This is a genomic window from Streptococcus infantis, from assembly GCF_047464715.1.
GTDB classification, from domain to species: Bacteria; Bacillota; Bacilli; order Lactobacillales; family Streptococcaceae; genus Streptococcus; species Streptococcus infantis_S.
In genome coordinates this window covers 12,216-25,309 of the sequence record NZ_JASHBJ010000007.1, presented here as the reverse complement: position 1 = coordinate 25,309, position 13,094 = coordinate 12,216, and the positions used below count along the sequence as shown (strand labels likewise).

Annotated in this window: 13 protein-coding genes; all 13 read left to right on the top strand. The window is 34.8% G+C overall.

Going from position 1 to position 13,094, the window contains the following annotated elements; all coding sequences use genetic code 11:
- The first annotated feature begins 1 nt into the window (after window position 1).
- The 13 genes from cps4B to glf all read left to right on the top strand — a co-directional run bounded on the left by cps4B (window position 2) and on the right by glf (window position 12,766).
- Entirely contained in the window at window positions 2–733 is a 732-nt protein-coding gene (cps4B, locus tag QM419_RS08540) for a capsular polysaccharide biosynthesis protein Cps4B (protein ID WP_414278488.1), read from the top strand.
- Between the two features lie 8 nt (window positions 734–741).
- Window positions 742–1,434: a CspC family polysaccharide chain length determinant protein gene (locus QM419_RS08535; protein ID WP_414278487.1), complete on the top strand. Its 693-nt coding sequence runs from the start codon at window positions 742–744 to the stop codon at window positions 1,432–1,434.
- Window positions 1,435–1,444: 10 nt separating this feature from the next.
- The gene (locus tag QM419_RS08530) at window positions 1,445–2,137 is read left to right on the top strand and encodes a tyrosine-protein kinase (protein WP_414278486.1); all 693 of its coding nucleotides are present in this window, start codon (window positions 1,445–1,447) and stop codon (window positions 2,135–2,137) included.
- A gap of 51 nt (window positions 2,138–2,188) precedes the next feature.
- Window positions 2,189–2,824: a sugar transferase gene (locus QM419_RS08525; RefSeq protein WP_414278485.1), complete on the top strand. Its 636-nt coding sequence runs from the start codon at window positions 2,189–2,191 to the stop codon at window positions 2,822–2,824.
- Window positions 2,825–3,067: 243 nt separating this feature from the next.
- Window positions 3,068–3,862 carry a DUF4422 domain-containing protein gene (locus QM419_RS08520; protein WP_414278484.1) on the top strand — a complete coding sequence of 265 codons (795 nt, stop codon included), beginning with the start codon at window positions 3,068–3,070 and terminating at the stop codon, window positions 3,860–3,862.
- Between the two features lie 20 nt (window positions 3,863–3,882).
- Window positions 3,883–5,100, top strand: a complete 1,218-nt coding sequence (locus tag QM419_RS08515) for a polymerase (protein WP_414278483.1) — start codon at window positions 3,883–3,885, stop codon at window positions 5,098–5,100.
- A gap of 86 nt (window positions 5,101–5,186) precedes the next feature.
- Complete coding sequence (locus tag QM419_RS08510; protein ID WP_414278482.1) at window positions 5,187–6,023, top strand: LicD family protein; 837 nt, start codon at window positions 5,187–5,189, stop codon at window positions 6,021–6,023.
- A 7-nt stretch (window positions 6,024–6,030) separates the two neighbouring features.
- Complete coding sequence (locus QM419_RS08505; protein ID WP_414278481.1) at window positions 6,031–7,113, top strand: glycosyltransferase family 4 protein; 1,083 nt, start codon at window positions 6,031–6,033, stop codon at window positions 7,111–7,113.
- An 8-nt stretch (window positions 7,114–7,121) separates the two neighbouring features.
- Window positions 7,122–8,126: a glycosyltransferase family 2 protein gene (locus QM419_RS08500; protein ID WP_414278480.1), complete on the top strand. Its 1,005-nt coding sequence runs from the start codon at window positions 7,122–7,124 to the stop codon at window positions 8,124–8,126.
- A gap of 1 nt (window position 8,127) precedes the next feature.
- On the top strand, window positions 8,128–9,081 hold the full coding sequence (locus QM419_RS08495) for a glycosyltransferase family 2 protein (RefSeq protein ID WP_254730808.1): 954 nt from the start codon (window positions 8,128–8,130) through the stop codon (window positions 9,079–9,081).
- A 155-nt stretch (window positions 9,082–9,236) separates the two neighbouring features.
- Entirely contained in the window at window positions 9,237–10,652 is a 1,416-nt protein-coding gene (locus tag QM419_RS08490) for a flippase (RefSeq protein WP_414278479.1), read from the top strand.
- Between the two features lies 1 nt (window position 10,653).
- The gene (locus QM419_RS08485) at window positions 10,654–11,652 is read left to right on the top strand and encodes an acyltransferase (RefSeq protein WP_414278478.1); all 999 of its coding nucleotides are present in this window, start codon (window positions 10,654–10,656) and stop codon (window positions 11,650–11,652) included.
- A 13-nt stretch (window positions 11,653–11,665) separates the two neighbouring features.
- Window positions 11,666–12,766 carry a UDP-galactopyranose mutase gene (glf, locus tag QM419_RS08480; protein ID WP_414278477.1) on the top strand — a complete coding sequence of 367 codons (1,101 nt, stop codon included), beginning with the start codon at window positions 11,666–11,668 and terminating at the stop codon, window positions 12,764–12,766.
- Window positions 12,767–13,094 lie beyond the last annotated feature (328 nt).

Sequence of the window (13,094 nt, the reverse complement as noted above, 5' to 3'; positions counted from 1 at the left end):
GATGATTGACATTCATTCGCATATTGTTTTCGATGTTGACGATGGGCCTAAAAATCGAGCTGATAGCAAGGCTCTTCTTGAGGAAGCCTATGCACAAGGTGTTCGAACCATTGTTTCGACCTCTCATCGTCGAAAAGGGATGTTTGAAACACCAGAAGATAAAATTGCAGCTAATTTTAGCGAAGTCAAACAGTTGGCTCAAGAAATTGCACCGGATTTGAATATCGTGTACGGAGCTGAGATTTATTTTTCTAGCGATGCTTTAGAAAAACTTGAGCAAAACATCATCCCAAAACTCAATGGAAGTCGTTATGCTTTGATCGAGTTTAGCATGAATACACCCTACAGAGATATTCATAGCGCATTGACCAAAGTTCTCATGTTAGGGATTACACCAGTGGTTGCTCATATTGAACGTTATCACACCTTGGAAAACGATGAGAAAAAAGTTAGAGAGCTCATCAATATGGGCTGCTATATGCAGATTAATAGTTCGAGTGTATTGAAGCCACGTATTTTCGGAGACACCTACAAGTTTATGAAAAAACGTGCTAGGTATTTTTTGGACAAGGGCTTAGTACATGTAGTGGCTAGCGATATGCACAATTTGGATAATCGTCCACCTTATATGAGAGAAGCTTATGAACTCATTGCTAAAAAATATGGACCAGGAAAAGCTCGTGAGCTTTTTATAACAAATCCATCAAAAATTATAAATGATCAACTTATTTAGGAGAAATGATGAAAGAACAAGAAAAATTTGAAATTGATGTATTTCAATTAGTAAAAGTGCTTTGGAAACGAAAATTCCTCATCGCCTTAGTTGCGCTAGTAGCAGGCGTAACAGCGTTTGCTTATAGCTCGTTTGTGATTAAGCCGCAGTACGCTAGTACCACACGCATCTATGTTGTCAATCGTAACCAAGCAGATAAACCAGGTTTGACTAACCAAGATTTGCAGGCAGGTTCATACTTGGTAAAAGACTACCGTGAAATCATCCTCTCACAGGATGTACTTGAAAAAGTGGTGGCTAATCAAAATTTAACCATTGATGCCAAAACTCTTGGAAAAAAAGTTTCAGTAACAGTTCCTGCAGATACTCGTATCGTATCCATTTCAGTTCGAGATGGCAACCCTGAAGAAGCAAGTCGTATCGCCAACGCTCTACGAGAAGTAGCGGCTCAGAAGATTATTTCAGTAACACGAGTGTCAGATGTGACAACACTTGAGGAAGCAAGACCTGCAACATCTCCGTCTTCACCAAATATTCGTCGAAACACAATGATGGCCACTATAGCGGGTGTAGGAATTGTTATAGTTGTTGTGCTTTTAGTCGAATTGTTGGATGATCGAGTGAAACGTCCAGAAGATATCGAAGAAGTTATGCACATCTCACTTTTAGGTGTTATTCCAAACCTTGAGAAATTAAAGTAAAGAGGGAAATATGGCAAAGTTAGAATTATCACAACAACGATTAAACTCTGTAAAAAAAGCTGAAGAGTATTATAACGCTCTACGTACCAATATCCAGTTGAGTGGGGATGGTCTCAAAGTGATTGCACTTTCTTCGGTTCGACCTGGAGAAGGGAAGTCTACCACTTCAACCAATATTGCCTGGGCTTTCGCGCGTGCAGGTTATAAGACACTTCTTATTGATGCCGATATTCGTAATTCAGTTATGTCAGGTGTCTTCAAATCTCGAGAAAAAATTACCGGTTTGACAGACTACTTATCAGGGACTAAAGATTTATCCCACGGTTTGTGCGAAACAAACGTAGAAAACTTGTTTGTCATTCAATCAGGTGCTGTTTCACCAAACCCAACTGCCCTTCTTCAAAGTGAAAAATTTGAAGCAATGATTGAGACCTTGCGTAAATACTTTGACTTTATCATTGTGGATACTGCTCCTATCGGAGTTGTCATTGATGCGGCCATTATCGTACAAAAATGTGATGCCTCAATCTTGGTGACAGAATCGTCAGCAACAAAACGTAGAGAAGTTCAAAAAGCTAAAGATCAGCTAGAGCAAACAGGAACACCATTCTTAGGAGTTATTCTGAATAAATTTAATATTCAACTTGAAAAATATGGTTCCTACGGATCATATGGGAACTATGGTTCCTATGGGAAAAAATAAGAAAAAGTAAATATTAAAAAGAAGATTATATGAAAAGTAGGTGAAGTTTAAGTGGAGATTAGTGAAGTCTTATACAAAAGTTTTAAGCAACTTGCAGACTTTTTGATTGGATTGGTTGGAACTGTTGTATTAGCCTTTCCAGCTTCCTTGATTATTTTCATCATTTATAAAGCAAAAGGATATAAGGGCAGCATTTTCTTTACTCAGTATCGAGTAGGTTTGAATGGAAAAAAATTCAAAATTATTAAGTTTCGTTCAATGGTTGAGAATGCTGAAGAAATTCTCTTGGCCAATAAAGAGCTGCATCAAAAATATATTGACAATAGCTACAAGTTGCCTCCTAACGAAGATCCGCGCTTAACGATTATTGGGAATTTTATTAGAAAAACGAGTATTGATGAATTTCCTCAGTTTATAAATGTTTTGCGAGGTGAAATGAGCTTTATAGGACCTAGACCAATCCTTGATAAGGAATTAGAAGAATATTCCCAAGAGGAACAGGAACTTTTGCTTTCAGTGAAACCAGGGATAACAGGCATGTGGCAAGTTTCTGGGAGAAGTGAAGTCTATTATCCTGAGCGTTGCGAGATGGAGTTGTACTATCCTAGAAATCAATCTTTTAAATTGGATGTAAAGATATTTTTGCTAACCATTAAGCAAGTTTTGTCAGGAAAAGGGGCTCATTAAATAACAGATATGTTTTGTTAGGATTTTATGATCTGTTGATGAGTTTAAAATGGAATTGATACGAAATCAAATACTGGTAGTCATGTTTTAGAATATTCTTCCGAAGTTATATAATCAGAGTAGTCTATTAGGAACATGGCAAAAGAGTCAACTAGTTTCTTAGGTGAACTCTATGAAACTAGGGTGCGAGTGTTTGATTTCTTTTTTAGAGCAAACAGTTCAATCTAAATGAAGGGGGTTAAAATGACAAAGAATTATAAAATTATCGTGGCAACACACAAGCAATTTACCATGCCTGCTGATACTGATCTTTACCTACCTATCCATGTTGGTAGTGAAGGAAAAGAAAAGTTAGGATACCAATGTGATAATGAAGGAGACAATATTTCAAGTTTGAACCCCTATTATTGCGAATTAACTGGACTTTATTGGGCCTGGAAAAATTTAGAATGTGACTATCTCGGTTTGGTACACTATCGTCGCTATTTCACGGCAAAACGTCACTCATATAGTGAAACGATTGATATGAATGATATTATCCTGTCCAAGGCAGAATTGCAAGATTTGTTAGCAGAAAATGATGTGATCGTTCCTAAAAAACGGAAATATTACATTGAAACACTATACTCACACTACGCACATACACATGATGCCATTCATTTAGACGTGACCCGCCAGATTGTTAGCGAGTTGAGACCGGATTATATCGAGGTTTTTGATCGGGTCATGAAACAGCGCAGTGGTTATATGTTCAATATGTTTATCATGTCCAAAGAAAATGTAGCAGCCTATTGTGAATGGTTGTTCCCGATTATCGATGCTCTCTATAAGAGATTGGATATTAGAGATTATTCTGCTTTTGACGCTAGATTATTTGGTCGTGTCAGCGAACGCTTGTTCAATGTTTGGTTGGCAAAGCAAGATTTGCGGGTAAAAGAGATTCCGTTTATCTATATGGAGAAAATTGACTTGATTCAAAAAGGGAAATCCTTCCTACAAGCAAAATTCTTCGGTAAAAAATATGGACAGAGTTTTTAGATAGGGATAAAAGAAAAAGGATGAAATTAGTAGTAAAAATAAAATCTTTGCCGGAGCTAATGGCTCTTGTTGCCTTAGGAATATTTTTAACGGTTTCGATATTAAATGTGACTTTTTATGCTCGATATATGCCTGGAACAGTTTATAAATTAGCGATAGCTTTCTCAATTTTTCTTTTGTTCGTTAAAGAGATGTTTAAAAGAAAGTACGATTATAGAGCGCTCATTGGATTGTTTGCAACAATTTTAATTTATTTTATCGTAGGGAAAATGACAGCTCTCAGTTCAGAGCTTTCTGTAAGTATATTATTTATTTACGCTTTACGAGATGTTCCCTTTAAGAAGGTGGCGCAAACGTCATTAGTCGTTAGTACGTGTTTATTGTTCTTTATTATTGTCAGTGCAAAAGTTGGAATAATAACGAATTATATAGAAGTTTCTGGGTCTCGAGTACGAAGTTATCTAGGATTTCGTTACGCCTTATTCCCATCAATGTTACTGATGGACATAGTCGCTATTGTGTTTTATTTAAAGCAAAACAAAATCCAATATTGGAAATGGCTACTGTTATCCCTTTCTGTGTACTGGGTATACGATCAAACGGATTCTCGTTTAACATTTTTCAGTTCCTGTATATTGTTGGCATGCAGTTTGCTAATAAAATGGTTCCCTGAGCTATTATCTAAACTAGGATATGTTTTTAAAGCTTTTAAATTGACTTTTATTGTAAATGCAATCATTAGTTTTTGGGTCTCATTTACCTATCTCAATTCAGGTTATTCTTTTATTAATGACCTTCTTTTTAAAGTGAATCATATGTTAGGCGGCCGTCTATACTTAGCAAATAAATCTTTAAATCTGTATGGTTTTGGATTGCTAGGACGACCAGTTGAATGGTACGGTAACGGTCTGACTGTTGAGGGAATTAGAAACTATCAAACCTATCTGTATGTGGACAATTTGTATGTCCAAATTTTACAAAGATTTGGCTTACTCATCCTGGGATTGATGCTCTCAGTCCTAACTTTGACTTTGTCTAAAGTAATTAAGAAACGCCAATGGGTTCTTGCTTTTATTTTGATAATGATGAGTTTTCATTCCATGATTGATGATTTGAATTTCTATCTTCATTACAATATTTTTTGGATATTGGTAGGTACTTTAATCTACCCGGATTATCAGTTTTCTGATGAAAGCGATGAAGAGCTAGGGGAACATTCGTTTGAAAAAATCGTATGATGAAATGGTAAGAAGTATTTAATGAGAACTTAAATGAGCATAGACTGGGAAGATGGTTTAATTTCGATTTATAAAAGGAGAAAAGTATGTCAGATATCAAAATCATTCAAGATAAGATTTTATCTATCTTGAAGGAGTTCATTAGTATTTGCGAAGAAAATAATTTGACCTACTATGCTCTAGGTGGGACCTTGTTAGGAGCGGTACGTCATAAAGGTTTCATACCATGGGATGATGATATAGACATTGGTATGCCAAGAGAAGATTATGAAAAGTTTAAAAAAATAGCTTCAAATGTCTTGCCAGAAAACTACAAGTTTTTAAGTGAAGATACATTAAACTATAAAAAAGCTTTCTCTGTGATTCGAGATGATTCTACAAAAATCATCATGAATTATAGTAAAGAAGAATTGGTAGAAAGTTTGTGGATAGACATTTTTCCGCTAGATGGTATGCCATCTAATGCTTTAAAGAAAAAAATTCATTCTTTGAGATACTTGTACGCAAGGATGATGGTTCAACTCTCACAATTCAATAGTTTGGTGAATCAGAAAAAAGAAAATCGGCCATTCATTGAAAAGATAATTATTGCTTTTGCGAATGCTGTTAATATTGAGAAGATTATTTCATTTACTTGGGCACAGAAAAAATATTTACAAACGATAAAAAAATATTCGTTTGATGAAGCTTACGCAGGAAATTTTGCGGGAGCTTACAAATTAAGAGAGATAGTACCGAGTGATTACTTTGGAGAACCGGTCCTATTACAGTTTGAAGATCTTAAACTTTGTTGTCCTTGCAAACACAAAGAATATCTAACAGCCATTTACGGAGTGGATTATATGCAATTGCCACCAGAAGATAAAAGGGCTCTTCACCACTACGAGATTATATCACTTGGTGAAAATGAAGGGGAAGTGTAGTTTAAAGATGAAAAAAATCGCTTTAGTGAAATGGAGTATCGATAGAACAGATGGAGGACTGAAAGTAGCAACCAGCCTTGCAAATGAATTATCAACTATGTATGAAGTTTATCTTCTCTCGATGATTTCTACAGAAAACAATTTCTTCTCGCTGAAACAATCGGTTCGATATCAAAACTTATCATCAAAGAAAATATCAATGAGTAAAAATTTTCTCGAAGCGGTCAAGTTATTGAGAAACTATCTGAAAGAAGAGAACATTGATATTGTTTTTGGAATCGGAATGAGTATGAATACAGTTGGTGTAGCAAGCACAATTGGTTTGAAAACAAAATTTGTTTCCTGCGATCATACAAATTCTATAGTAGATATTAATACTAAAGTTAAGAAGATACAAAGGTATATTGGAGCGAAATTTGCTGATAAACTCGTGACCCTTACTCAAGAAGACCGTGAAAATTATATAAAAAAATACGGTGTTTCTGATGAAAGAATTTGCTACATCTATAATTGGAAAGAGGATGCTCTTTCAGATGTATCCTATAATAAAAAATCAACTAAAATTGTGACAGTTGGTCGCTTTGATTCCCAAAAAGGATATGATTACCTTGTTCAAGTTGCCAAAAAGGTTTTGTCTGAGAAGTCTGACTGGACCTGGGAAATTTACGGTTCCGGCAATCAAGATGAAGTAGACAAAATCAAGGAACTAATCAAGGAAAATAATTTACAGGATAAGTTATTGATTAAAGGACTTGAAAAAAATCAAGATCTAATATATGGGGATAAAGGGATTTATGTCATGACTTCTCGTTACGAAGGCTTGCCCTTGGTATTGTTAGAAGCTCAGCAATACAATCTTCCTATCGTTAGTTTCTGTTGTCCGACGGGGCCTAGTGAGATTGTCGAAGATGGTGTCAATGGATTTTTGGTAGATTGTTATGATACTGATAAGATGAGTGAAAAGCTTCTCAAATTAATGGAAAATGAAAGCTTGCGACATTCTTTTTCAGCACATGCTAAAGACAATATGGATAAATTTGATAAAAATAGAATACTTAATCAGTGGATTGAATTGATTGAAACGATTTAGGAGATAAAATGAAAGATTGTTTGTTAACAATTGTAATGCCCAGTTATAATATTCAGGACTACCTTTCAAAAGGGATTCAATCCTTTCAACAAGTAGACTCAAAGTACAAAGAAAAATTTGAGGTTTTAATTGTAAACGATGGTAGTACAGATGATACAGAAAAAGTAGCAGAAGAAGTTTTGGGGAAAGATCCTCTACTGAATGGACGAGTAATAACAAAAGAAAATGGTGGACATGGTTCAACCATCAATCGTGGTATCCAAGAAGCAAAAGGGAAATTTTTTAAAGTTATTGACGGGGATGATTGGGTTATTCCGTCAGAATTTGAAAAATTTTTGAATAGTCTTGAAACTATCGATACAGAAATGATTATTACTGATTTTACGGAACAACATGTATATAATAGCACCGCTATCCGAAATGATTTTATTGATAAATATGAAGTTGGTAATATTTATATGGGAATTCCTGATGTGCGAATTCCAATGCATTCAGTTACTTATAAAACATCTATCTTATCGAAAAATAACATTCGATTGAGTGAAAAAACTTTTTACGTTGATATGCAGTACACTCTGTTTCCTTTGGAGTATGTTCATAGTTTTGTCTACTGGAATTACGATGTTTATCAATACTATATTGGAAGGCCTGAACAGAGCATGAATATTGAGAGTATGAAGCGGAATGTCCGTCATCATTTGATTGTAACCAATTCTATCCTAGACTACTATTCTAGAATAAAAGATAATAATGTTTTAGAAAAAGTCGTTGCAGCTGTTCTAGAATATTTGATTAGCTTGCAGGTAGATTTGTCCTGGATGGTTGATGGTTCGGAGAAGCTTTCAAGAGAACTATATAGTAAAATCCAACAAAGTTCTTATGACTATATTCCTACGAAAAGATTTGATAAATTATCTTATCTAAACTATAGAACCAACTATATTCTAGGTTTTATTTTTAGTTCGATTTTGAAGAAGTACTCTAAGAAGAAAGAAAAAGAGAGAGGAATTTAGAATGTTTATCAGCATTGTTGTTCCGGTATACAACGTTGCAGATTATTTGCACTATGCGATAGATAGTCTAATGAAACAGACCTATCAAAACTTTGAAGTAATTCTTGTAAATGACGGTTCAACAGACAATTCTCCTGTGTTATGCGAGGATTATGCAAATCGGTATGAAAATATCCATGTTTTTCACAAAGAAAATGGTGGTTTATCTGACGCACGTAACTTTGGAGTTTCTAAAGCGAGTTCAGATTGGATTTTCTTTTTAGATCCAGATGATTATCTTGAATACTACACGCTTGATTTAATAGTGAAAATACAGGAATTGCACCAAGCGGATTTGATTTCAACCAAGGTAAAAGCGACATCTAAATACAATGATTATAGCTCTTATCAATTTAAGGAATCCGATTATAAAGATCTAAACGTACTTACGAAAGAAAAGGCACTTGAACTGATGTTGGATGATAAGATTGCAACTGTTTCTGCTTGTGCCAAACTCTACCATAGAAGTATCCTGGAGACAGTTCCTTTTCCAGTTGGTAAAATTTATGAAGATTTTTATGTTGTAGGGCAACACCTTGCTCTTGCAGATAAAATTGTGATTAGTCCGCTTGAAACATATAATTATTATCGAAGAGAGGGAAGTATTGTCCGTTCAACATTTACTGAAAAAAGGTACGAATTCTTCGATGCTGTTGCTAAAAATGAAGAAGTAGTTAGGAAAGAATATATTCAAAACGAAGAACTGCTCCAATCATTGCAAGCGAAAAAAATATTAGGTGGTTTTGTAGTGATTGGTGCAAAAGCTGACTCAGGCTTAAAAGATTTTTCAAAAGATAAAGAGTTGTTGAAAGTCGAAATGAGTGAGTTGCTAAAAAATAGTAAGCTATCATGGAAAGTAAAACTAAAATACCTTATTTTTATGTTTAGCCCTAAATTGTATTTGTTGCTACGATAGTATCGTGCATAAAACCAATTTAATTTGCAACAAATATCAAAAAAATTGTAGGAAAGAGGAAATATGATAGAAGCTTTTAGAATAATTGCTCATTGTAAGTCTGTTCGGTCACAATTTCTAATTTCACGGATTGATTATAAATAGGACGGATTGACATGAAAGTATTAAAAAACTACGCCTACAATCTTTCTTATCAATTGTTGGTGATTATACTCCCGATTATTACAACTCCCTATGTGACACGGGTTTTTTCTTCGGATGATTTAGGGACGTATGGTTATTTTAATTCCATCGTTACTTACTTCATCCTCTTAGCGACTCTGGGAGTTGCTAACTATGGAACCAAGGTCATTTCAGGGCATCGCAAGGAAATTGAAAAAAACTTTTGGGGAATCTACTCCCTGCAATTAGGTGCAACTCTTCTTTCTCTAACCTTGTATGGCCTTCTTTGTCTGGCTCTTCCCTTTATGCAAAATCCGGTAGCCTACATTCTAGGCTTGAGTTTAGTTTCTAAAGGTTTAGACATCTCTTGGCTCTTTCAAGGGTTGGAGGATTTTCGAAAGATTACTGTTCGAAACATCACGGTTAAAATCGTTGGGGTTACCTCTATCTTTCTCTTTGTCAAGTCTGCAAATGATCTTTACCTCTATGTTTTTTTACTAACCATATTTGAACTTTTGGGACAACTAAGTATGTGGTTGCCTGCTCGAGAGTTTATCGGTAGACCTCATTTTGACATAGAATATGCTAGGCATCATTTGAAACCCGTCATCTTATTGTTCCTTCCGCAAGTGGCGATTTCCTTGTATGTAACGCTAGATCGTACTATGCTTGGAGCCTTAGCTTCTACAAAAGATGTAGGGATTTATGACCAGGCTCTAAAATTAGTAAATATCCTTCTGACCTTGGTAACTTCCTTGGGAAGCGTTATGTTGCCACGTGTTGCGCATTTATTAGCCACAGGTGATCATAAGGCAGTCAATAAGATGCATGAAATGTCCTTCCTCATTTATAATCTAGTCATTTTTCCAATGATGGCAGGGATCTTGATTGTCAATGATGATTTTGTTCAGTTTTTCCTTGGTCAAGATTTTCAGGATGCACGCTATGCAATTGCAATTATGATTTTCCGTATGTTCTTCATCGGTTGGACCAATATTATGGGAATTCAGATATTGATCCCTCATAACCGAAATAAAGAATTCATGATTTCAACCACGGCTCCTGCAATTATCAGTGTAGGATTGAACTTGTTATTCCTTCCTAAGCTTGGTTATATCGGAGCAGCAATTGTTTCTGTCTTAACAGAGGCGCTAGTGTGGGCAATTCAATTGTTCTTTACCCGCAGATATCTAAAAGAAGTTCCTATTATCGGATCTTTGACAAAAATCATCCTAGCATCAGCTATCATGTATGGTCTTTTGCTTGTTTCAAAAATAGTTATTCATTTTTCACCAACCATAAATGTTCTAGTTTTTGCAGTGCTTGGTGGAATTATCTATCTTTTTGCAATTCTATCTTTGAAAGTGATAGATGTGAAAGAATTAAAACAAATCATTGGGAAAAAATAGAATGCATAAAACTCGGAATATTAATTTAGATTTAATAAAAGTGCTAGCATGTATTGGAGTTGTTTTACTTCATACAACAATGATTGGATTTAAAGACACAGGGTCTTGGAATCTTTTGGCGTATTTATATTACTTAGGCACCTACTCTATACCTCTGTTTTTTATGGTCAATGGTTATTTATTGTTAGGGAAGAGGAATATAACCTATTCCTACATACTGCAGAAAGTCAAATGGATTTTAATAATAGTATCATCATGGACTATTATCGTTTGGCTCTTTAAAAGAGACTTTGCAGTTAATCCAATAAAAAAAATTGTAGGCTCTCTATTACAAAAAGGGGATTTTTCTCAGTTTTGGTTTTTTGGCGCACTAATACTTATTTATTTATGCCTACCTATTTTGAATAAAATTCTGAATTCAAAAAGAAGATATTTACACATTCTATCTTGCCTTATCACTATTGGTTTAATTTTTGAGTTAGCAAATATTATACTTCAAATGCCGTTACAGTCATATGTTATACAAACCTTTAGGTTGTGGACGTGGTTTTTCTACTACCTGTTAGGAGGTTTGCTAGCTCAATTTGATAAAGATTTTATAAAAAATGGGTTTAAGAGATGGATCAAAGTAGCTGCAATACTGTCGCTGTTGATTTCACCAGTAATACTATTTTTCTTAGCAAAAACCATTTACCATAATTTTTTTGCTGAATATTTTTATGATATTCTATTTGTAAAAATTGTAAGTTTAGGAATTTTCCTGACGGTATTGACACTCTCTTTGAAAGAAAATAAAAGCAAATGGATTGTTACACTTTCTAATCAAACAATGGGAGTTTTTATAGTACATACTTATGTTATGAAAGTGTTGGAAAAACTACTTGGGTTTAGTTATACAGGTGCATATTTGCTTTTTCCAATATTCACTTTATGTATAAGTTTAATTGTTGTTAGTCTATTAATGAAAATTCCTTATTTTAATCGAATCGTTAAATTATAAGAAGGAGAATAAAATGTACGATTATCTTATCGTTGGTGCAGGTTTGTCTGGAGCAATCTTCGCACACGAAGCTACAAAACGTGGCAAAAAAGTAAAAGTGATTGACAAGCGTGATCACATCGGTGGAAATATCTATTGTGAAAATGTTGAAGGTATCAATGTTCACAAGTACGGTGCTCACATTTTCCATACTTCAAACAAAAAAGTTTGGGACTATGTCAACCAGTTTGCTGAGTTCAATAACTATATCAACTCACCAATTGCCAACTACAAGGGCAGTCTTTACAATCTTCCCTTTAATATGAATACATTCTACGCTATGTGGGGAACCAAGACTCCTCAAGAAGTTAAGGATAAGATTGCTGAGCAAACGGCTGATATGAAAGACGTTGAGCCTAAAAACTTGGAAGAACAAGCTATCAAGTTGATTGGTCCAGATATCTACGAAAAGTTGATTAAGGGCTATACAGAAAAACAATGGGGGCGCTCTGCTACAGACCTTCCTCCATTTATCATCAAACGTCTTCCAGTTCGTTTGACCTTTGATAACAACTACTTTAATGACCGTTACCAAGGAATTCCAATCGGTGGATACAACATCATCATTGAAAACATGCTAGGTGATGTGGAAGTAGAGCTTGGCGTTGATTTCTTTGCTAATCGTGAAGAACTGGAAGCTTCAGCTGAAAAAGTTGTCTTCACGGGGATGATTGACCAGTACTTTGACTATAAACATGGTGAGTTGGAATATCGTAGCCTTCGATTCGAGCATGAAGTTCTAAATGAAGAAAACTATCAAGGGAATGCCGTGGTTAATTACACAGAACGTGAGATTCCTTACACTCGTATCATCGAACACAAGCACTTCGAGTATGGCACCCAACCAAAGACAGTTATCACTCGTGAATACCCAGCTGATTGGAAACGTGGAGATGAACCATATTACCCAATCAACGATGAAAAGAACAACGCCATGTTTGCTAAGTACCAAAAAGAAGCAGCAAAAAATGACAAGGTTATCTTCTGTGGACGTTTGGCAGACTATAAATACTACGACATGCACGTGGTTATAGAACGTGCTTTGGAAGTTGTTGAGAAAGAATTTTCAAAATAAGAAGCTAGTTTCTAGCTTCTTTTTTCTTTAAGAAAAATGAGACACCTTTAATAAGCCAAGATTGTTTAGTGAAAGTTGGTATTACCCTTGTCATGAAAACAAAAATGAAAATAAATGTAATTAAATAAACAAATTTTGGAAAAAACAGGAACTTTCACATCTGTCTTTCAGATTTTCTGACACTTTTACACTGTTTTTCAGAGAAAAAGATAAAAACAATCACTTGTAATGGAATATTAAAATAATTTTAATGAAAAACCTTCGATAAAGTCACAAAAAATTAGGCACGAATCGGATTTTTGTGATATAATATTCTGTGAATAGCTAT

What these genes read in the sequence shown, in the direction of transcription:
- QM419_RS08515 (WP_414278483.1), top strand. Translation starts at nt 3,883, where the DNA reads ATGAAATTAGTAGTAAAAATAAAATCTTTGCCGGAGCTAATGGCTCTT.
- QM419_RS08530 (WP_414278486.1), top strand. Translation starts at nt 1,445, where the DNA reads ATGGCAAAGTTAGAATTATCACAACAACGATTAAACTCTGTAAAAAAA.
- QM419_RS08500 (WP_414278480.1), top strand. Translation starts at nt 7,122, where the DNA reads ATGAAAGATTGTTTGTTAACAATTGTAATGCCCAGTTATAATATTCAG.
- glf (WP_414278477.1), top strand. Translation starts at nt 11,666, where the DNA reads ATGTACGATTATCTTATCGTTGGTGCAGGTTTGTCTGGAGCAATCTTC.
- QM419_RS08495 (WP_254730808.1), top strand. Translation starts at nt 8,128, where the DNA reads ATGTTTATCAGCATTGTTGTTCCGGTATACAACGTTGCAGATTATTTG.
- QM419_RS08490 (WP_414278479.1), top strand. Translation starts at nt 9,237, where the DNA reads ATGAAAGTATTAAAAAACTACGCCTACAATCTTTCTTATCAATTGTTG.
- cps4B (WP_414278488.1), top strand. Translation starts at nt 2, where the DNA reads ATGATTGACATTCATTCGCATATTGTTTTCGATGTTGACGATGGGCCT.
- QM419_RS08535 (WP_414278487.1), top strand. Translation starts at nt 742, where the DNA reads ATGAAAGAACAAGAAAAATTTGAAATTGATGTATTTCAATTAGTAAAA.
- QM419_RS08485 (WP_414278478.1), top strand. Translation starts at nt 10,654, where the DNA reads ATGCATAAAACTCGGAATATTAATTTAGATTTAATAAAAGTGCTAGCA.
- QM419_RS08505 (WP_414278481.1), top strand. Translation starts at nt 6,031, where the DNA reads ATGAAAAAAATCGCTTTAGTGAAATGGAGTATCGATAGAACAGATGGA.
- QM419_RS08520 (WP_414278484.1), top strand. Translation starts at nt 3,068, where the DNA reads ATGACAAAGAATTATAAAATTATCGTGGCAACACACAAGCAATTTACC.
- QM419_RS08510 (WP_414278482.1), top strand. Translation starts at nt 5,187, where the DNA reads ATGTCAGATATCAAAATCATTCAAGATAAGATTTTATCTATCTTGAAG.